At 44.2% G+C, this 20,855-nt stretch carries 20 protein-coding genes; 5 read left to right on the top strand and 15 right to left on the bottom strand.

Annotation, left to right across the window (positions count from 1 at the left end; all coding sequences use genetic code 11):
• Positions 1 to 9: 9 nt before the first annotated feature.
• A complete protein-coding gene (locus ACFPFU_RS08905) occupies positions 10 to 912 on the bottom strand; it encodes a nucleoside hydrolase (protein ID WP_377063620.1) in 903 nt (300 codons plus the stop codon).
• A gap of 387 nt (positions 913 to 1,299) precedes the next feature.
• Here ACFPFU_RS08905 and ACFPFU_RS08910 point away from each other — a divergent pair, with 387 nt between their 5' ends.
• Positions 1,300 to 1,734, top strand: coding sequence for a hypothetical protein (locus ACFPFU_RS08910; RefSeq protein ID WP_377063621.1), 435 nt, complete (start codon positions 1,300 to 1,302; stop codon positions 1,732 to 1,734).
• A gap of 162 nt (positions 1,735 to 1,896) precedes the next feature.
• A complete protein-coding gene (locus tag ACFPFU_RS08915; RefSeq protein ID WP_377063623.1) occupies positions 1,897 to 2,403 on the top strand; it encodes a hypothetical protein in 507 nt (168 codons plus the stop codon).
• 95 nt (positions 2,404 to 2,498) lie between these two features.
• Here the strand turns inward: ACFPFU_RS08915 and ACFPFU_RS08920 are convergent, their stop codons facing one another.
• On the bottom strand, positions 2,499 to 3,626 hold the full coding sequence (locus tag ACFPFU_RS08920; RefSeq protein WP_377063625.1) for a PQQ-dependent sugar dehydrogenase: 1,128 nt from the start codon (positions 3,624 to 3,626) through the stop codon (positions 2,499 to 2,501).
• A 196-nt stretch (positions 3,627 to 3,822) separates the two neighbouring features.
• Between ACFPFU_RS08920 and ACFPFU_RS08925 the strand changes: the two genes are divergently transcribed.
• Positions 3,823 to 4,344 (top strand): hypothetical protein, encoded by a 522-nt coding sequence (locus ACFPFU_RS08925; protein ID WP_377063627.1) that lies wholly within the window; start codon positions 3,823 to 3,825, stop codon positions 4,342 to 4,344.
• Positions 4,345 to 4,618: 274 nt separating this feature from the next.
• Here ACFPFU_RS08925 and ACFPFU_RS08930 read toward each other — a convergent pair whose 3' ends face one another.
• From ACFPFU_RS08930 to ACFPFU_RS08950, 5 genes are all read right to left on the bottom strand, one after another.
• Positions 4,619 to 5,563: a DUF4625 domain-containing protein gene (locus tag ACFPFU_RS08930; RefSeq protein ID WP_377063629.1), complete on the bottom strand. Its 945-nt coding sequence runs from the start codon at positions 5,561 to 5,563 to the stop codon at positions 4,619 to 4,621.
• Positions 5,564 to 5,656: 93 nt separating this feature from the next.
• Complete coding sequence (locus ACFPFU_RS08935) at positions 5,657 to 8,029, bottom strand: TonB-dependent receptor (protein WP_377063631.1); 2,373 nt, start codon at positions 8,027 to 8,029, stop codon at positions 5,657 to 5,659.
• Positions 8,030 to 8,131: 102 nt separating this feature from the next.
• Entirely contained in the window at positions 8,132 to 8,350 is a 219-nt protein-coding gene (locus ACFPFU_RS08940; RefSeq protein WP_377063633.1) for a DUF3820 family protein, read from the bottom strand.
• A 30-nt stretch (positions 8,351 to 8,380) separates the two neighbouring features.
• Positions 8,381 to 8,812 (bottom strand): hypothetical protein, encoded by a 432-nt coding sequence (locus tag ACFPFU_RS08945; RefSeq protein ID WP_377063635.1) that lies wholly within the window; start codon positions 8,810 to 8,812, stop codon positions 8,381 to 8,383.
• Between the two features lie 88 nt (positions 8,813 to 8,900).
• Positions 8,901 to 10,004 (bottom strand): AI-2E family transporter, encoded by a 1,104-nt coding sequence (locus ACFPFU_RS08950; protein ID WP_377063637.1) that lies wholly within the window; start codon positions 10,002 to 10,004, stop codon positions 8,901 to 8,903.
• 805 nt (positions 10,005 to 10,809) lie between these two features.
• On the opposite strand from ACFPFU_RS08950, the gene ACFPFU_RS08955 reads away from it, so the two are divergent.
• Positions 10,810 to 12,090, top strand: coding sequence for an MFS transporter (locus ACFPFU_RS08955; RefSeq protein ID WP_377063639.1), 1,281 nt, complete (start codon positions 10,810 to 10,812; stop codon positions 12,088 to 12,090).
• A 127-nt stretch (positions 12,091 to 12,217) separates the two neighbouring features.
• Positions 12,218 to 12,436: a hypothetical protein gene (locus ACFPFU_RS08960; protein ID WP_377063640.1), complete on the top strand. Its 219-nt coding sequence runs from the start codon at positions 12,218 to 12,220 to the stop codon at positions 12,434 to 12,436.
• A gap of 9 nt (positions 12,437 to 12,445) precedes the next feature.
• Here ACFPFU_RS08960 and argH read toward each other — a convergent pair whose 3' ends face one another.
• From argH to ACFPFU_RS09000, 8 genes are all read right to left on the bottom strand, one after another.
• On the bottom strand, positions 12,446 to 13,780 hold the full coding sequence (argH, locus tag ACFPFU_RS08965) for an argininosuccinate lyase (protein WP_377063642.1): 1,335 nt from the start codon (positions 13,778 to 13,780) through the stop codon (positions 12,446 to 12,448).
• Positions 13,777 to 14,859, bottom strand: a complete 1,083-nt coding sequence (locus ACFPFU_RS08970; protein ID WP_377063644.1) for a M20 family metallo-hydrolase — start codon at positions 14,857 to 14,859, stop codon at positions 13,777 to 13,779. Before ACFPFU_RS08970 ends, argH begins: the two co-directional genes overlap by 4 nt.
• 72 nt (positions 14,860 to 14,931) lie before the next feature.
• Entirely contained in the window at positions 14,932 to 15,732 is an 801-nt protein-coding gene (argB, locus tag ACFPFU_RS08975) for an acetylglutamate kinase (protein ID WP_377063646.1), read from the bottom strand.
• 13 nt (positions 15,733 to 15,745) lie between these two features.
• Entirely contained in the window at positions 15,746 to 16,690 is a 945-nt protein-coding gene (locus ACFPFU_RS08980; protein ID WP_377063648.1) for a Rossmann-fold NAD(P)-binding domain-containing protein, read from the bottom strand.
• Between the two features lie 10 nt (positions 16,691 to 16,700).
• Positions 16,701 to 17,843, bottom strand: a complete 1,143-nt coding sequence (locus ACFPFU_RS08985) for an aspartate aminotransferase family protein (RefSeq protein WP_377063650.1) — start codon at positions 17,841 to 17,843, stop codon at positions 16,701 to 16,703.
• A 58-nt stretch (positions 17,844 to 17,901) separates the two neighbouring features.
• The gene (argC, locus tag ACFPFU_RS08990) at positions 17,902 to 18,870 is read right to left on the bottom strand and encodes an N-acetyl-gamma-glutamyl-phosphate reductase (protein WP_377063652.1); all 969 of its coding nucleotides are present in this window, start codon (positions 18,868 to 18,870) and stop codon (positions 17,902 to 17,904) included.
• Positions 18,863 to 20,062 carry an argininosuccinate synthase gene (gene argG / locus ACFPFU_RS08995; protein WP_377063654.1) on the bottom strand — a complete coding sequence of 400 codons (1,200 nt, stop codon included), beginning with the start codon at positions 20,060 to 20,062 and terminating at the stop codon, positions 18,863 to 18,865. Before argG ends, argC begins: the two co-directional genes overlap by 8 nt.
• 46 nt (positions 20,063 to 20,108) lie before the next feature.
• Entirely contained in the window at positions 20,109 to 20,804 is a 696-nt protein-coding gene (locus ACFPFU_RS09000) for a GNAT family N-acetyltransferase (RefSeq protein ID WP_377063656.1), read from the bottom strand.
• Between the last annotated feature and the right edge of the window lie 51 nt (positions 20,805 to 20,855).

Here is a 20,855-nt window from a genome sequence, read left to right on the forward strand (position 1 = left end):
TTTATGTGTTTAGAAAGAGGCACCATAGACCCCGGCCATTAGGGCGTCTATGATCTTCGCTATTTCATCAGGATTTTCTCTTTCCAATAAATAAAACTGGTTAGCTTGAGGGTCATCCCGCCATCGGTTGCTTCCGTCCTTATTTACTATGGCCTTGCCTTTTTTACTTAAATCCCAATATTGTCCAGGGGATACGGCATAGAGTATCGCTGCTTGATCCCAACTTTGCCGGCCTGCAAAATTGTTGTACAGTTCATATGCCCTGCGGACCGGATGGCCATCGGGCAGGTAGGCCTTTAAAAATGTTGAGCCTGTGATGATATTATTGCCGATTTCCCAACCGGCAAATACGACCTTGCCTGGCCATTTATCCACGGAAACCGCGGTGGATTCCGGATCCGGGCGATAGAAATTGGCTTCTTTTCCTTCCGGATAATGGCCGCCCATACAGACCCATAATTTCACCTTCCTTTTCACCAGGTCAAGGCCGGACAGGTTACTGTATTGGTCGGGTGATGAATCCAGGAGGTTTCTGAGGTTGGTCAGGTGACCGACGGTAATGATTGTGACACTTGCATCAGCCTGATCCGCCAGAAGTTTTCTGTACAGGTAAGAAGCGTCCTCTGCTTCATCATAACTTCCCAGCCGATGGTGAAATTCCTGCGCAATTGTTTTTGTGTATTTAGAAAAGCTCCTCAAATTTACATTTTTTTCTACACCAATGGGAATTTCCGGTCGCCCGAAGTAGTGATTCAATGCATCCGTGCATTGCGGGGCGTGCTGGTCATCACTGGTGACAATGATTCCTAAGATTTCTGCTCTTCCATGATCTGCCAAAGTGTGGAGCATAGCGATAGCGCCCACATCGTCTACATCCGAGTCGATATCTGTATCCAGAATTATTTTTTCCATCTGAGCAAATGAATAAAAAGGGAGGAGAAATACGAATGGGAATAAAAAGGCGATTGGTTTTTTCATAGCTGAATTTAGCGGTTTAGAGGAAGAAATGAAAAAAAGAAGTGTAGAAACTTATCATAAAGATGGGGAAGGTTTGCCCCACTGTCTGGCTTCGGGGCCATAAAAAATAGATATTAGATATTTTTTTTGGAATAAAGATTAACCAATTTTACTTTTTTTGGCATAAACACATTTTTATATAGATTATTATTGCATAATTTTAATTTAAATAAAATATATTTTATATAATAATGTAAATATTTTGGCATTGTACTTGCGACTGTAATGGTAAGGTCGATCAGTAAATACCTATAAGCAATTTGAAACTAAATCACTTAAATCATGAAGACCACACTTTATTTATTAGCATTATCAGGAGCATGTCTCTTATTTTCCTGCGAAAACAGGAGACATGATACAGAGAGAGACGGAGATCCTATACATAACGATAGGAATATCGACAGAGGCGCAGATACTTTGGACAGGCAAATGGATCGAAGAGACACCACTCCAGGCACGATGGACGATAGAGGGGGGGCGTTGAATGACAGGGGAGTCCCATCCGAAGGTATAAATGATCACAATGCATTGAGAAATATGCCGCGGGACGCCCGTGAAAAAATCAACAGGGATGCAGAGGAGAAGGAACGGGAGCTGGTAGATGGCCGGGCCGTTGATCATGGAAATGTTAACCATTATGAATTGACATTTTTGGAAAAGGATGGCAACCAAATCAAGGTGATGTATGATGAAACGGGGGAGGCCGTAGGTGACTAGAAAAAACCGCATCAGCTTGACCGGCTGCGCCTTAAAAAATATGAGTGACAACCACTAATTGTTATTAAACATAACCACAACAACCACATAACCACAACAACCAATTATTATTAATTATCATCAATAAATCAATTTTAAAACCCTACAAACCAGCTATTTGTTATGAAAAAGTTAATGTTATCCTTAGCGATCTGTGGCATGTTTGGCTATACTGCCGTACAAGCCAGCAGCATGTTTATCGGTGATCCGGCAACGGAGGTATCGTTTTTACAAGACGATAGAACAAAGATTGAGCCTGAAGAGCTTCCCGATCCTGTAAAGGAAAAAATCAAAAGTGACAATAACATCAAGTCCAAAAACATATCTGAAGCTTATACAGAGAGGGCGGACAATCAGATGTATTATGTAGTCAAATTTGAAAAGGACCAAGACGGTCAGGAAGTTACCAAAAGGTTTGATGCCAGAGGAAACGAAGCTGCCATGGATGATAGGGGACGTGGCCAGCGTCCGGCCCAACAGCCCGGTCAACAAGGTGCTCCAGGTCAGGAACGTCCACAGGGTCAGACACCTCCAGGTGAAGGTGCGCCACAACAGGGTGCACCTGGACAACAGGGAAGTCCCACTCAGGGTACTCCCGGATCTGAAAGACCGGTTAACCCTAATGAATAAAAATATGTAATGAAAGGTCTTTGATTAAAATGAACATAAAAAGTGGCAGTCAGTGGCAGCCACTTTTTTTATGTTCTGGAAAATATTGGGGCTACTTATTTTTTTGGAATTATTCTGACAATTCCTTTTCCTTCTATTCCTGCATAGATGTGTCCGTCGGGTCCCATTACCACATTCCGCGTCCTGCCCAGGCCGTCGATAATCCGCTCTCTTTTGATAACTTTATTTCCCTTTAAAGTCAATTTTTCCAGATAAGCAAAACTCAATGATCCCACGAGGAGGTCCCCTTTCCATTCGGGATAGCGGTCTCCGGTGACTATGGCAAAACCACTTGGAGCAATGGAAGGTACCCAATAATACAGCGGTTGTTCCATTCCCGGTTTATCCGTGTGCTTCGTAAGTACACTGCCGTCGTAATTGATGCCATAGGATATTTCCGGCCAGCCATAGTTGGCTCCTTTTTTTATGATGTTAATCTCATCCCCACCTCTGGGACCGTGTTCGTGGATCCATATTTCGCCTGTATCGGGATGAACAATCATCCCTTGCGGGTTACGGTGTCCATATGAATAAATGGCTTTTTTTGCATCAGGTTTATCTACAAAAGGATTATCATCAGGGACATCTCCGTTATCTTTTAACCTGTATATTTTGCCCCCATCACGCGAGATGTCCTGCGGATTTTGCTGGTGATTTCCTCTTTCACCGATGGAAAAAAACATATATCCTCCCTCGTCAAATACAATCCTTGAACCGAAGTGATGACCCGCAGTGGTATTGGGTTCGGCTTTATAGATCACTTCCAGGTCCGTCAGGCGGTTGCCGTTCAGTTTTGCCCTGCTGATGGCCGTATGTGCCCCAGTGCCTTTACCTTCTTCGGAGGAATAGGCAAAGTAGATCCAACCATTATTTTCATAATCAGGGTGGAGCGTGATGTCCAGCAGCCCCCCTTGTCCTCTCGCCCTTACCGGCGGAACACCCTGGATATTTGTCTTTTGGCCATTCCGAAAAAGAATAATTTCCCCGGTGCGTTCAGTAATCAACATGCCCCCGTCCGGTAAAAATGCGAGTCCCCACGGCACCTTCAAGCCATCCACTACAGTTTCAACGTCGTAATTGTCCCATTCCGGTGAGGTCACTTCTGGGCCATTTGGAGGGACTTGACCCATACAGGCATATCCTGTATAGAATGCTGCTAATAATAAGATTACGTGAATTTTCATGGAGATAAGTTTATGGTTACAGATGGGAAATCGGGAAATGATATTTCTTGTTTGAGATAAGTTTTGTGACCGACTTTGAATGATAGTATATTTAAACGCAACATTCAAATAGAAACACAAAATTATCTTTATTTTCGAATGCGATAATAACTTTTATTATGCTGTGTTCGTTTCACCAGTATCAAATGTATAAAAAATGCGACATATATACTTTTGCCTCTTGGCTTCTCTGACTTTGTTTTCTTCTTGTTCCCGTGAAGAAGAAAACCTGTATACCGGCAATGAAGTTACTTATCAGCTGTATCAATCCAGTGACTACCCTTATGAAGGGAAGGCGGAAATCAAGGAACTCAAATCCGGTGATCTGGAAATTTTGCTCAGGCTCAACGGTCCTACTTCCAAAGAGGCTTATCACTTTACCAGCCACTTTCATTTTGGCAGCTTCAACGAAGCAGGTGCCCATGTTGCTTATCTATTAAATCCTGTGGATATCAGTACTTTGGAAAGTAGAACCGTTCTGGGCAAGCTGTCTGATGGCACTTCTTTGGATTTCAGTGCTTTCCGTAATTTTGACGGCCATATCAAAGTTCACCTGGCGGATGACGGACCTGACTACAATGTGATCCTGGTTGCTGGCAATATCGGGAGCAATGACAACTCCATTTCCGGATTCAACAGAGCGAATATTTCGGCCTGTTCCCCTTATTATCCGGAATAGGTGAAAATCGCATAAGGATTAAGCGAACCCGTTTTGTAGTAAATGCTGGCAATTTGCTCCCTGATAAAAGTCCGGGGGAGTGAAAATATTCATTATAATAAATGAAGGGGATTTAGGAAAAAAGGGAATAGATAGAGGCCAAATACGCTAAAAATAAAGTTACAGGGCAGACGTTACGGTATCGGATCGACGGAAGTCAGGAATCATAAGAATATTAAAAAAGGCGGAAATGATCCGCCTTTTTATGCAATGTAAGCAACAAATAAAATACTGACTAATCAACGTGTACCTCATATACCATTTCAGTAATATTTCCGTTCACATCCTCGGCCCAGATAATCAACTCTAAGTGTTCTTCTCCTTCCGGCAGGATGATGGCGTTTTCGCCAGTTAAAAGTTCAGCCAAATTTATTTCTTTGGTGTCCGGGAGTTCAGCCCCTTGGGCTCCATCTATCCAGTTAGATGATCCCCACATTTTTTCGTAAAAATCTTCATCCATAATGCGTTGGTTTGGATTTCCATTGTGGTCATCATGCTCCTCTGTTAACCTTACCGATAAAAATGCTAGGTCAGAACTGAGTTCGTGAGTGCCTCTCCCGACGGTTCCCTGTACTTCCAATGCTGCTCCCGCTTCGCCATCCAGCTCGTCATCGTGTAAATTGGTGACGTCAATCACCGGCGCATAGGGAGTCCTGATATAAAAAGTGGCCAAATAATTAGAATTATCCGCATAGCTGGTCTGATTGCCCAGGATATCTGTAGCCTCTATGACAAAATCATAAGGACCTGCCAGTACGGGGCTTTCCACACGGGAATTGGGACCTGCCCAGTAAATGTCGGTTCCTGTGGCGTCCACATTCACCCTTGTAGCCCCCGCGGGAAATCGGAAATCCGGGTTGGATGCATTGGGGCTATATATATCACTTACGTTTAATTTTTCAAAATCGCTTTTAACTCTGGCATGACTGTGACCGTCGAAGTTGGCATGGATACTTACGCGAATCTGCTCTATTCCTGTGGCATCATCCACCCCAAACCTTACATGCATATGGTCTGTACCGGCCTCTCTTATTTCGCCGTTTCCAGGTCTGATTTCTTCACGACCGTCTGCATTTCCTATTACCGGCGCATCCAAATCCCGGATGGGATCATCGTCTGTTTCACAGGAATACAAGAGAAAAGCTGAAATAAAGATGCAGGATAACAATGTCTTTTTCATATTTTTTCTTTACATTAAATATTGTTGCAAATGCATTACTGTTGCAATTTTAAAATTTTTATTTCTTTCTTCCTAAGGTTTTTCAGCAAAAGATCAGTTTTTTATGTCGAAAGGTATTTTTAAACTAACGGATATGTTCCGGCCCTGTTCGGGTAAGTTCAGTAACCTGTACCGGCTCAGGTGGTTGAAATAATAGGTGTTGGTAAGATTTTGACCGGAAATCTGAAATTTAATGGGTTGGTTACGGAATTCCATGTTCCAGCCTAATCCCGCTTCCACCAGCCCGTATCCAGGGGTAACCCGCTCGTTCCTATCCACCCTGTCTTGCCTAGAGACATGGCGGTATTCCACAAAAATGTATCCATTATTAAAAATGTGGGAAATGGTGGGCAGCTTGTATTCAGCCCCCGTGAGGATGCTAAATGGGGGTGTTAGGGGTAGGGGCAGGCCACTGTCCAGATTTAAGTTATAGATATACTCTCCCGCCAAGGACAGGTTGAAATTGGGGAAAACAACCCATTCTGCTTTTACCTCTCCTCCCATAAACACGGCATCGTTTTGCCGGTACTCCCACATGGTGCTGGCCCCGGGAATGGTAGAAAACAAGCCTGTAGGAGCCAGATAAATGTAGCCGTCATAATAGCCAAAAAAAGGGCTGATACCTATTAACAGGTTTTTTTTGGCGTGGCTGTAGTTCAGGTCCGCCTGATAACTCCTTTCACTGTCCAGGTTTGGATTACCGATTTCATGACGAAAATTCCCATGATGAATGCCATTGGTTGACAATTCAATGGGGGTGGGGATCCTGTAACTGCTACCCAGATTGATTTTAAGGTTGTTTTCATGGTTTATGATCCATGAAAGTCCTGTAGATCCACTTACATTGAAGAAGTTCCTGTCTATCTGAGGATTCCGCTGTTCGTATTCTCCCGTTGGATTAAGCCGGTCATATATGGGCTGCAGGTGTTCCTCAATACGGTGTTGGGCACCATCTCCTCTGATTCCTGCGTTCAGGATAAAATTATCCTTCCATCTGTATTCATGGAAGTAGAAAAAACCTCCCTGCAAGGACTTGAATGCGGGAAGCAAAAACTCAAATCCGGTGTGCCGGTTTTCCATATAGGAGGACTGAAAACCGATAATGGATTGATGACTTTCATTGAGATGTTGGTTGTATCGGACATTGGCCGTATAAGTGTTCAGAAATAATCCCAATGCCAGGGTGCCTTCCGGGTTTGGACCGATGCCGTGGGCATGGGGAAGCGATTCTTCCAACCTCCGGTTTTTCTGGTATCCCAAGTCGATTTCCAGCCAATTTTTATTGAGTTGCACGGTGGTGTTGGAAATCATTTTCAGGTGCATGTTGTCCTGACGCGGAAACTCAATATTGCTGTTATCCCCGTTGTGGCGCAGGTTATAGCTGTTGGGGATGCCTACTGCACCTGTAAAAATACCGGCTTTCTGGTTAAACTGGCTGACGGTAAAGGTTGATTTGCCCCAATCCTTTCTAACGCCTCCCATGACGGAAAAATGTCTTTCCCTCCCTGCAGTGTTCTTCAGCCGGTTGTCATATACCGGCAACACGTAGCCAGCGTATACAAATTGATCGGTGGGAACGCGATAATCATTAAAGTCCTGTGCGGTAAATCTTGCCCTGAAAACCATGTCGTTTTCATTGCCTTCCACCATGGCGGTATTGCCCCACATGTTATTGTTGGTCCGGTAACTGCTGATCAGATGACCTCTTAGGTTTCCTTCAGCGGGAAGACTACCGGGGGAAATGTTGATCACGCCGGCCATGCCATCAGACCCATAAATCAGAGAAGCGGGTCCCTTAATGACCTCTACCCGGTCTACATCAAAAGGATCAATTTCCAGACCGTGGTCAGCACCCCATTGCTGACCTTCCTGCTTAATCCCCCGGTCATTGACCATTATGCGGTTAAAACTCATGCCCCGGATGACGGGTTTGCTGATACCTACTCCGGTATTGATGGTGCTGATCCCCGGCAGCTTTTCCAGCGCATTTGCAAAAGTGCCGGTATTGTTTTTTTCTATATAATCCCGGTCTACTACCTCAATGGACTGCGACTGTTCTACAGGGCCGTTTTTGAAAGGATTGGCCTCTATGGTCAGACTTTGCAGGGTGATGGCTGACTCTGCCATTTGAACTTCAATCTCCCTGTCCTCCTGTTCCAAAGTAATGGTTTTGGTCACTGATCTGAAGCCCATGTGGGTAAAATGAAAGTGGTAATTGCCGGGTCTTAAGCCTGAAATCGTAAAACTCCCATCCCAGTCAGCTATAGCGCCCTTGCTCAGTTCGTGGATTTGAACATATGCCGGAAGACCTTCTCCTTTTTCTGTAAGTATCCTGCCCCTTACAATAAGGTTGAGGTCACTTTGGGCAGATAGGGAGCTGCTAAAGCATATGCATATAAAGAATAATAGAAGATGTGCAGCCTTCACCGGGTGGAATTTTTGCAATATTATTTCATATGCAAATTTATTTCATTTGGCATAAAGATGCAAAGGTATTGCAAAAATATCTGGTATGAAATTTTATCCTTCCTAAAGGTTTCTTTTTCTTAATTCGTCCAATAAGTAGGTGAGCCCATTTAATTTTATTTCATACATGCTTTCAAGCCATATGCCCAATTTTCCTTCGGGAAAGCCCTTTCTTTTAAACCAAATAAGGTAATGTTCCGGTATATCACAAATCAGGGTGTTTTTATATTTCCCGAAGGGCATTTTTTTGGTGATAAGATCAAGGAGAATCGTGTTGTCCATAAATAATCAGCCTCTTAGGGGCAGGGTGTTTTAGTTTAACCAGGCATTCCAGGGGATTCTACTCAGGATCAGTATAAAAGCAATTCCGTAAAACATGTAGATGCTTCGGAAGCGGTTTCTGCTTTCCTCCAATTTTTTAGCCCGGCTGTAGCCTATGGTGATCAGGGCTACCGCGATGACATTGATCATGGGATGTTCCAAAGCATACAGTCTGCTCACGGAATCAGACATGGCTGCGCCACTGAGGTTAGAAAATCCCAATGGGCTCAGGAAATAGAGTATAATTCCGACAACGAGTTGGATATGGGAGGGTATAAGCCCAAAAAGACCAAGTTTCCGATCCTTTTCCCCAAAAGCCTTTCCGCTTAAAGCTCCAAAGAGCGCATATACAAAACTGATGGTAATACCCGCCAATACCAGGTAGGCAAGAAATGAATGAAGATGCAGTAAGCCGGTGGTCATAGTAGATGGATGATTTATTTGACAACTAAATAAAGAAAAAATTAAGATTAATCCTGCATTTTGAAGTTATTATTACTGGTCTGAGCGGTTATTTGCCTTTTTTATCGCTGCTGAACAAATAACCTAACGGTTTTAGTGCGGGCACATTGCAGCAGATGATGGTCACAATAGCAAATAATGGAAGAGAAAGTATCATCCCTGTCACTCCCCACACGGCATTTCCTAAGATAACCGCCAGAATAATAAAAAACGGATGTATATCCAGCTTACCGCCCAGGATTATGGGCTGGAGGATATAGGTCTCGATGAATTGTACGACGGCATAGGTTAAAGTTACACCTATTAAGGTCAGGGCGCTTCCACCGGAAATCACTCCCATCACCATGGCTATCCCGTACCCAATAAAATTTCCCACAAAAGGAATGATGGAAAGCACTGCTGATATCACACTTACAAATAAAACCCTGTCTACACCCGATATGGACAGGCCGGTGGCGTAGAGAACTGCCAATACCACCATAAGGATCAGTCTCCCGAATAGGTAGCTTTGTACTACAGCCGTCGACTTAGAAATGATATCTCTTACTTCTCCTTGTTTTGAATCTTCGAAAAGCATGAGGATGAATTTTTTAAACCGGCTTCTGAAATGGATGAAGAAAAAAATGTATACAAAGGTGATGAGAAAATCCGTCAGGAAGTCAAACACGCCGGCAACCACAGAAAGCGCTTGCTTGCCCTGTTCTTCTGTTTCTTCATTCCCTTTGCTCCCGTCACTTTTTTCTTCTTCTCCAAAAGCGGGATGATAATTTTCCAGATCCCCTTGCTCTAAAGGCGTGTGTTCCAGTATATACTGTTGTAAAGTTTCAACATGGGGTTTTACGGACGCTTTTATCTCATCCCAATCGTCAACAAAATCCTTGACCTGAAAGGAAACCACCAAAAACAAACCAATGGATACACAGAGCAACAGCAGGACACTGAAAGAAGTGGCCAACAGCTTTTTTATTCCCCACCCTTGCAGTTTGTTGGCAAATGGAAACATCAGTAAAGCCAGAACGGCCGCCATCAGAAGCGGGGCTAAAAATCCTTTTGCTTTTTCCAGTCCAAGCCATAAAAAATAGTTTCCCGCAATAAAAAGAAATGCATACAGCAGGTGTTTTTGGATATATTTTGAACCCTCTTTATTGGCCATGGTTAAAAATGGAATAGATTGGTTGGACAACAATAATGATGCTGGAATTTGCTTTTTTGGCTTATCGCCTCGTTTTATTGAGGAAAGTTGGTACAAAAATGTACACCAGCGGCTTTTTTTATCTTTCCCGCGGGGATCGGGATTAGGGAGAAGATTTTTATTGGTATCTTGATTGGGTAATTTTGGCAACTATATTTTCAACCGGTAGGAAACAAAGCATGACTAAAACGACACACACCGGGATGATGATCAACATGCGACGCAAGCTATCCCGACCTGAGGCGCGGGACAGGTTATGGCAGATGAATGATAAATTATAATCATATGAAATCGAGCATGACGGGATCGTCACAAACTGGGATGATTATAGATTGCGAGATTCCCCCGAAACAAGTTCCCCGAATCGAGTTCGGGGCAGGCAGGGGCAGGCTATATGGCCACTGAAAAATAATAATAGACATATGAAATCGAGCATGACGAGATCGTCACAAACATGACGAGATCGTCACAAAGTGGGATGCCCCGATAGCTATCGGGGAAAACATGCGAGCCATATGGCCACTGAAAAACAATTATAATCATATGAAAATCGGGGGACATGAGAAAGGGGCGTTTTTATTGTTTTGTGGTGGTTGTCATTGTTGTCCTGGTTGTAATGGTTGGGGAGTGGGATTGGGTTGCGTCTTAGGTTTTTGCGGAAGCCAGCATTTAATTCTACCATGCGGTCCCGGGATCTGGTAAATCCACCCCCTATGTGGGCATTACCATTTAAAGTCTTCGATAATCAGAATCGAATTAACACTATATGATGAATTATCTAGGTTTTGTTAAAAAGAACAGCAAATTACTATCTTTTGGTCTGTTGATGACATGTTTTTCCGGCTATGGACAGACTTACCTTTTGGCGCTGTATGTACCTTACCTGATTGAGGATTTTTCTATTCAAAATGCCCAGATAAGTATTTATTATATGATAGCTACTATTGCCAGCGCATTATTGTTGCCTCAAATTGGAAAGTTCATCGACAATGTCAGCCTTAAGAAATATACGTTCATGACTACTTTGCTCTTCGTAACTTCCATGGTTATGATGAGCTATAACGTATATTGGTTTTTACTTCCGGTTGCGTTTTTCGGATTGCGGTTGGCCGGGCAGGGGCTTTTCAGTCATATTGCAATCACGGCTATGTCCCAATATTTTTTGAAGGGAAGGGGGAAGGCTATCAGCCTGGCTTCTTTAGGTCATCCGTTTGGACAGGCCATCCTTCCGATTATGGTCGTTGTGCTAATCAACGTATTTGGCTGGCGGGAATCCCTGTTGGTCAATGCTGCGATCGTGCTTATTATCGTGCCGCTTTACCTGCATTTTTTCATAGAGGAAAGAAACTTGATTAAATATGATGAAGTTCCAAAGACCGGCCAGGTATTGGCCAAGAACGTTTCGCAATGGGATATCATGAAAACACCTGGTTTTTGGTTGCTGGCCCCCAATTTATTTGTGCTCTCGTTCATTGTCACAGGACTTTTTTTTTACCAATTTGCGATTGCGGAATTTAAAGGCTGGACTTTAGAGTGGATGGCGGTGGGGCTTACTTTTTATGCGATTGCCGGATCAGTGGCCATTTTGTTTGCAGGTCCTTTGATTGATAAATATTCCTCCAGAATATTTTTTCCTTTTTACCTGATCCCTTTTTTGATTGCCATTGCTGCGATAGGATCAATCACAGCCTCTTGGGCGATTTTCCCCTATATGATTTTTATGGGAGCATCAGCAGGATTTGGAAATGCCATTGTGTCGGCACTGCAGGTGGAACTTTTTGGTGTTTCTTATATAGGAAAGGTGAGGAGTATTTTTGCCTCCATCATGGTATTGAGCTCGGCAGTAGGACCGGCGGTTTTTGGCGTAGTGGTGGATGCGGGTTATGATTTTGATGTAGTTTTTTTAGCTTCGGCTTTGTTGCTGACTTTGGTTATCGTGCAATCCTTCCGCATTATTCCTAATTACACTTATGCGAAAATGAAATACAGGTTTAAAAAACGTCATAGGAGGTTTGACTTTTTCAATATTTTAAATCTAAAGCATTAAAAACGCTATAGGTTTACATATTTATGTTATTTATTTGTTAAATAAGGATTATGGTTTCATGACGGTTTCAAATATTTGTTGGGGAAATCAGCGCTATTTATCTTTGTTATAATAAAACTTAAAGGTAATGCAGACCCTGATGACCCTTTTGATTTTTACTTTTGCCTATGGGTTGCTGTTCCTGTCATTTTTTCCTGAAAAATCCCGAAGTAAAATAAGCAAAATCACCGTTACGGCGAAAAAGGCCATGCACAGGGACGATCTTGCATGGCCTTTTTTTCTTTCCTTTCTGGGGGGCTATATTGTGGCATCCCTGATTGTCTATTTGATTAGGGACTCTATTTGATTCCCGCTTTTATAACTCCCATAAGCGGGCTTCAGCTTCCATGGATTTCTCAAAACCAAAGTCTCCCATGATTGCTTTCATTTTATCGTTGATCTGCGGAAGACAAAGGTTGCCTATGCTTCCTTCATGGCTATGGGAAAGTTCCGTTTCCGGATGAAAGTGCCCTTCTTCAATATCCATCCCGATTTTCTTATAGGCGTCTCTGAAAGGCATTCCGTTCAATACCAGTTTGTTTACCTCTTCCACGCTGAAAATGTAGGCGTAAAAAGGGTCTTTCAGTATGTTTTGACGTACCTGGATGTTTTCCAACATCAGATGGGTAATCTGCAAACAGTCCTTTATTTTTTCAAAATCGGGAAATATGGTTTCCTTCAATAACTGCAGGTCCCTGTGGTACCCGGTTGTCATATTACTCAGTTGCATGATGATCTGTTGGGGGCTGCTCTGAATTTGATTGGACTTGGCCCTGACCAGTTCAAAAACATCCGGGTTCTTTTTATGGGGCATGATACTGGAGCCGGTAGTCAGCTCATCAGGAAAACTCACGAACCCAAAATGCTGGTTCATGAACAGGATCATATCGGCGGCCAGCTTGTTTAATGTGCCGGCGGTTCCAGCCATGGCAAAGGAAAGCATCTTTTCGGTTTTCCCGCGGCTGTTCTGGGCATTGATTACATTGTAATGCAGGTCGAAAAACCCCAGCAATTCCGTTGTTAAAGTCCGGTCCAGAGGGAAGGAGGACCCATACCCGGCAGCTGATCCCAATGGATTAAGGTTGACAATGCTGTAGGCTGCCTTCCAGAGTTGCAGATCTTCTATCAGTGCTTCGGCCTGGGAACTGAACCAAAGCCCAAAAGAGGAAGGCATGGCCAACTGGGTGTGGGTATATCCTGGCATCAGGTCCTTTTCATGTCTGGCCGCCAGGTCCATCAGTAACTCAAAAAGTTTTTGGACGTCTTCCAGTACAGCTCTTATGGCTTCTCTGTAAAAAAGCTTGAGATCTACCAGTACCTGATCATTCCGAGACCTTCCACTGTGGAGCTTTTTCCCCACATCACCATACCGTTTGGTGAGCAGAAACTCTACCTGGCTGTGGACATCTTCAATCCCGGTTTCAATCACAAATTTACCTTCTCTGATTTCTTCCCTGATTTCCTTCAGCCCTTTTTTTAGAATCCCCAGTTCCTCTTTGGTCAACAAGCCAATGGATTCGAGCATAATGGCATGTGCCAATGAACCGGTCACATCATGGTGGGCCAGGAGCAGATCAAACTCCGGATCACGGCCAATGGTAAATGTTTCTACTTCCTTTTTGTTGGTTTTATCTTTTTGCCAAAGTTTCATTTTGTGTTTTTTATGGTTGAAAAATATGCTTGGAGCAATTTGATATATAGGGCGATGCCTTCGTGGATCTCTTCTACCCATATAAATTCATCCGGGGTATGCGATCTGGCTGAATCTCCCGGACCGATCTTGATAGAAGGATAGGGGATCAGGGCCTGATCAGAAAGGGTAGGGCTGCCAAAGCTTTTCATGCCCAGTTTTTCACCAGCCCGGACAATGGGGTGGGCGGGGTCAATGTGTGAGGATTTCAGCCTTAGTGACCTTGGAACTAATTTTGCCTTTAACACGGCCTCAAGCTCATCCAATGCTTCCTGGTGGCTATACGCGTCTGTCAGCCTTACATCCAAGGTGTAAGTGCATTGATCAGGCACAACGTTGTGCTGGCTACCGGCCTGAATAACGGTGGCGGTCACTTTACTCGGGCCCAGATAACCAGATTGTCTTTTAAATTTGAAATGGCGAATGGCTGTAAGATCATCCAGGGCCTCATAAATGGCGTTTATACCTTCGTCCCGCGCCGCATGTCCGGCCTTTCCACTGACAATGGCATCAATTACCATCAGCCCCTTTTCGGCTACAGCCATATGCATTTCGGTGGGTTCGCCCACAATGGCCAACTCCAGAGGGGGCAATTCCGGCAAAATGCTTTCAATGCCGTTTTTTCCACTGATTTCTTCTTCAGCGGTGGCAGCCATAATCAGATTGCAGGGAAGATGCTGATCATAATAATATGTAAATGTGGCTATGAGACTGACCAAACAACCTCCCGCATCATTGCTGCCCAGCCCATACAACTTGCCTTTTTCAACAACGGGATTGAAAGGGTCTCTTGTGTAGCCTTTATTGGGCTTTACGGTATCATGATGGGAATTCAGTAACAAGGTAGGCAGGAGAGGATCAAAATGACGGTTGACGGCCCAAATATTGTTTCCCTTCCGGTGATATGGGATTCCATTTAGTTGAAAAAACGAACCGATCATGGCCGCTGTATGCGCTTCTTCCTTGCTAAAAGAAGGGGTTTTTATCAAATCCTTCAGGAGCAGGAGGGCGGCTTCCTTTATTTTTTCTGATGCTTCCAAATTATCTAACCAAGGTTTTTTGTGGGCTAAATTAGGGAAATAATCCGTTCATTATCCCAAAAAACAAATCCATCAGTAAAGATCATATTTCAAGGTTTCAATGGAAGTGCCGGAATTTTTTCCTTTGGAGGCAAGAAGCAGGTTTTCAGGCAGCCCAAGCCATACATGATTGACTCCTTTTTTCAACGCATTGAAAGCGTTTTCAAGTTTGGGGATCATACCTGAATGAATGACGTTGTCCCGCATCAATTCACCATAAATGTCCTCGTTGATGAGAGGGATAAGGGAGGACTCGTTCTTTTCGTCCATCAGCACACCCGTTCTGTCAAAACAAAAATACAAATTGACGGTGTGTTTTTTGGCGAGTGAAGTAGCTATTTCTGAAGCTATAGTATCGGCATTGGTATTCAGCAGCTGTCCTCTTTTATCATGGGTAATGGCGCAAAAAACCGGAGTCACGCCCTGTTGCAGCAAATTTTCCAGTAGGCTTGTGTTGACTTTCTTCACATCCCCTACATAGCCGTAGTCAATGTCTTTCACCGGGCGTTTTACGGACAGGATGGCGTTGCCGTCCGCACCCGTGAGGCCGATGGCATTTTGACCGAAAGCCTGGAGTTTGGCGATCAGGCTTTTGTTGATCAGGCCGGCATACACCATGGTGACCACTTCCAGCGTTTCTTTGTCCGTGACCCTCCTTCCATTGACCATATGAGGCTGGATACCCATCGATTTCCCGGTCCGGCTGGCCAATACCCCTCCTCCGTGGACCAGAATTTTGTTACCCGGAAATTTGGAAAAGAGCTTTAAAAACATCTCTGATTTTTCCGGGTGGTCTATCACATTACCACCGATTTTTATCACATTGATTTCCATATGACTTGGCTTTTTAAGATAAAATGCCGTCCAGCACTGCCTGTGCCGCAAAGATCCTGTTTTTTGCCTGTGCTTGTACCAGACTACGGGGGCCGTCGAGTATATCATCCCCCAATTCCAGGTTTCTTCTCACAGGCAGGCAATGCATGACTTTTGCTTTTTTATTTTTTTTCAATTTTTTTTCCGTCAATAACCAATCTTCATCTACAGCCAGTATTTTTCCATAAGGGTTATAAGCACTCCAGTTTTTGACATAGACAAAATCGGCGTCTTCCAGGGCCTTATTTTGATTGTACTGGATGTCTGCCCCTTGGGTAAACTGTTCGTCCAATTCGTACCCTTCCGGATGGGTGATGGTTAAATCATAATCACAGCCCATTGACCATTCAGCAAATGAATTCGCGACCGCATGGGGAATGGCCTTAATGTGGGGAGCCCAGCTCAGTACCACCTTGGGTTTTTTACCTGATGGGATATTCTCCCGGATAGTGACCATATCAGCAAGGCTCTGCAACGGGTGCCTTACTGCACTTTCAAGACTTACTACAGGTACCCCCGAATACTGTATAAACTGCTTCAATATAAAATCGGAAGTGTCTTCCTGCTTGTTGGTAAGAGAAGGGAATGCCCTTATGGCCAGAATATCAAAATAACTGCCTAAGACGCCAGCTGCGTCTTTGATATGTTCAACCTTATTTTTGTTCATCAAGGTCCCATCGTGCATTTCCAGGGCCCAGGTATCCTTGTCCATGTTCAGGACAAAGCTCTCCAAACCTAGGTTGGAAGCGGCTATCTGTGTACTGACGCGGGTCCTTAAACTAGGGTTCAGAAAGATCAACCCCAATCTTTTGCCCTGACCTTTATTTGGATGCATGTGTGGGTCTGCTTTAAATTCCAAAGCCTTAGAAATCAACGCATTGGCGGTAGAAATGTTTTCAAATTTTGTAAATTGATTCATTTTAATTGTTTCAGGCCTCCTTCAATTCCAAAACGTTATGGAGGCAATTCAAGAAAATATTTAGATCCTTCTTTTCTATGTTTAAAGCAGGAAGTAGCCGAATGGTATTTTTACCGGCGGCACTCCCGGTAAATATCTTGTGACGGTGGACCAATTCTGAACGCACCGGTCCAGCCTCGCGCTCAAGGTCAAATCCAATCATCAAACCTTTTCCACGTATCTCCTGGATGGCCTCGATTTTTTTCAGTTCCTCCAGTAAATAAGATCCAGCATCAAGTGCATTGGCTATCAGATTTTCGGCTATGATCACCTCCAAAACGGCTAACCCTGCTGCGCATGCCAGGTGATTACCCCCAAAAGTTGTGCCTAGGAGGCCGTGGGAAGCTTCAATCTCCGGTTGGATAAGCACTCCTCCCATGGGAAATCCATTGCCCATTCCCTTGGCCACTGTGATCAGATCCGGGCGCAAGCCTTCTGTCCATTGGTGGGCAAAGAATTTTCCGGTCCGCCCGTACCCGGACTGGACTTCATCCAAAATCAGTTTGGCGCCGTGCTTTTTGCAGCTTTCCCCCAGTTCAAGCAAAAATGTGCTGTCGGGAACCTGTATGCCGTTTACCCCTTGGATACCCTCGATGATGATGCCTGCGATGTCCCCTCCGGCCAGCAACTTATGTATTTCATCCATTTTCCCAAAGGGAAGTATATGGACCTCATGCCCCTGGTTGAACGGAGATACAATTTTTGGATTGTCGGTCAAAGCAACAGCACCGGAAGTTCTTCCGTGAAACCCGCCCCTGAATGAGATAAAACCGGCCTTTCCCGTAACAAAGGACGCGAGTTTTAAAGCGTTTTCATTGGCCTCGGCCCCTGAGTTGCAAAGAAATAGGTTATAGTCCTCATATCCGGATATTTCTCCGAGTTTTTGGGAAAGTTCCTGCTGAATGGGGATTTTAACGGAATTGGAATAAAAACCCATTTTTTCAAGCTGTTCCGTGATTCTTTGGACATAGTGCGGATGGGAATGTCCAATGGAAATCACGGCATGTCCTCCGTATAGGTCCAAGTACTCGTTGCCGTCTTTATCCCATATTCTGGAGCCTTTCGCTTTTTCAGGGGTAACGTCTATCAAAGGGTAAACATCAAAGGGTAGCATTGCTTTTATCAGGTTTTATTTCAGAATCAGGTTGTTTAATCAAAGTACAATCAGTTTACTAAAATGCTATGCTTTTTAATTTTAGCCCCTCGTTCTGCTCAAATCCAAATGCAAGGTTCATGTTTTCCACAGCTTGCCCGGAGGCTCCTTTTAGCAGATTGTCGATGGCCGAATAGATCACCAGTTGACCGGCTTCTTTCTTCAGGTGTACCAGGCACTTGTTGGTATTGACGACCTGTTTGAGATCTATATCCCTTGCCGAAACATGGGTAAAGGGCGCATCTTTGTAGAAGGCCTCATAGAGATGGTAAGCTTCTTCCAGTTCTCCCTCAAAAGGGAAGTAGGCCGTGACCCATATTCCTCTGGTAAAATTACCTCTATAAGGCACAAACAACAGCTCGTGGCTGAACCCCCAGGCCAATTGTCCGAATGTTTGCCGGATTTCCTTCAGGTGCTGGTGGTTAAATAGCTTGTATACAGAAACGTTTTGGTTTCGATGACTGAAGTGGGTGGTATCAGATAACTTTTTTCCGGCACCGGTACTTCCGGTGATGCCTGTGATATGGATAGCCTGGTTGACCAGCTTGCTTTTGACAGCGGGCGCCAAAGCAAGCTGTATTCCGGTGGCAAAGCATCCCGGATTGGCGATTCTGCGGGCGTTCTGGATTTTTGACTTGTTTACTTCAGGAAGTCCGTATACAAATCCGGCGGATTCATCTCTGAAGTCCGTACTGAGATCGATGATGACCGTATTGTCTCCAAACGTATTTTTTTCTAAAAACGGACGCGCTTCACCATGTGGTAAACATAGGAAAACAACATCAAGCCCTACGGTGCTGATTTCATCCGTGAAGGAAAGGTCAGTTTCTCCTATCAGATCAGGATGTACCTCTTCCAGTTTTTTTCCTTTTTGGCTGTTACTATGGATATACTGGATGGCAACATTGGGGTGGTGTACCAGCAGCCGGAGAAGCTCTCCTCCTGTGTACCCCGCAGCTCCGATCACAGCGGCGTTGATTTTATTCATTTTCGAGTGTTTGATTAACCTTGTGAAATATGGCTGTCTGATTGCCTAAAATCCGGGTAAATCCCTTCACATCTTCTGCGGTATAACCTTTGTTCATTTCGCCGTAACTGCCGAATTTGGAGGACATAAGATCATGATCGGATTGGATGCCGATCAAAGAAAAGCGGTAGGGCATCAAGGCTACCCTGACATCTCCTGATACGAATTTTTGGGTGTCTGCCAGAAAAGCCTCCAGATTACGCATGACCGGATCAAGGTAATGGCCTTCATGAAGGTGGTTACCATAAAATTCCGAAAGCTGGTTTTTCCAAAAACTTTGCCATTTGGTAAGGGTGTGTTTTTCCAGGAGTTGATGGGCCTTGATGATGATCAACGGGGCAGCCGCCTCAAAACCTACTCTTCCCTTGATGCCTATAATGGTGTCACCCACGTGGATATCCCTGCCTATTCCAAAAGGACCGGCAAGTTCCTGCACTTTAAGGATCGCGTCTACAGGATTATCATAGGATGTGCCGTTGACGCCTGTCAGTTCTCCGTTATTAAAAGCGAGCGTTATTTCTTCACGGTCTGTCTTGCTTATTTGGGTAGGGAATGCATCCTCGGGCAAAGTTTGGTGGGAGGTAAGCGTCTCCTTGCCTCCGACCGAAGTACCCCATATGCCTTTATTGATGGAATAGGCGGCTTTCTCAAAATTCATCGAAACACCGTGTTTTTTCAGGTAGTCTATTTCCTCTTCTCTGCTGAGTTTGAGGTCACGGATAGGGGTGATGATTTCAGCCTCCGGCAATATGGTCTGGAATATCATGTCGAACCGGACCTGATCATTGCCTGCTCCGGTGCTGCCATGAGCCACAGCCTTTGCACCTATACTTTTGGCATATTCTGCCAGCGATTTAGCCTGAAGTATCCTTTCGGCACTCACCGAAAGGGGATAGGTTTGGTTTTTGAGGACATTCCCAAATATCAGGTATTTGATGACTTCTTCATAATAGGTTTTGGTCACATCCAATACTTTAAAGGATGCAACGCCCAGCTTTGAAGCCCTGTCTTCTATGGTTTTGAGTTCCTCTTCACTGAAACCGCCGGTATTTACCAGTACAGCATGTACCTCGTATCCTTTGTCTTTGGATAAATGAATAGCGCAAAAGGTGGTGTCAAGGCCTCCGCTGTATGCTAAAACTACTTTTTTCATGTATGTTTTCTTGTTTTCCCACTAAGGGATATATTGATAAAAACGTTTAAGAGTTGACTTTTTCTTTTACTTTTTCAATGGCGTTTTTTTTGCTTTTAGCAAGGTTAAGGAACATGGCCCTTTTGATTTTGACCAACCGCTCAAACAGGCTCAGATTCTTTCTAAAATCGGCACGGAGCTTCTTTTGCTCTGCTTTTTTTAAAGATTTCGGCTCATAAAGCATGGCCGTGCACAGGCAGTTGGACCGGTTTTTACTCATGAGGATTTCATAATTCACGCAGCTTTGGCACCCTTTCCAAAACTCATCATCTGTGGTGAGATCCGAATAGCTGACGGGGTAATACCCCAGTTCTGAATTGATTTTCATTACTGCCGCTCCGGTCGTTAGACCAAATATTTTGGCCTCGGGATATTTTTTCCGGCTGAGTTTGAAAACCTCCTTTTTGATTTCCCGGGCCAGTCCGCATTTTCTGAATTCCGGGGCGACAATCAATCCCGAATTGGCCACAAATTTTCCGTGACCCCAGGCTTCGATATAACAGAAACCTGCCCATGTCCCGTCTTTTGCCAACGCAATGACGGCCTTTCCTTCCCGCATTTTTGTTTTGATGTATTCAGGTGAGCGCTTGGCAATGCCTGTTCCCCTCGCTTGTGCAGACCTTTCCATTTCCGCAGTTATGGTTTCTGCATAATGGCAATGTTTTTCGCCTGCTGCCTGGATGATAAATTTCTGGTTTGACATTTTGTCTAAATTCTAGGGGCCTCCCATCTCATTATCCCATTATATATTGTT

Origin of the sequence: Negadavirga shengliensis (genome assembly GCF_042652345.1) — a bacterium.
In the GTDB taxonomy this organism is placed as follows: Bacteria; Bacteroidota; Bacteroidia; order Cytophagales; family Cyclobacteriaceae; genus Negadavirga; species Negadavirga shengliensis.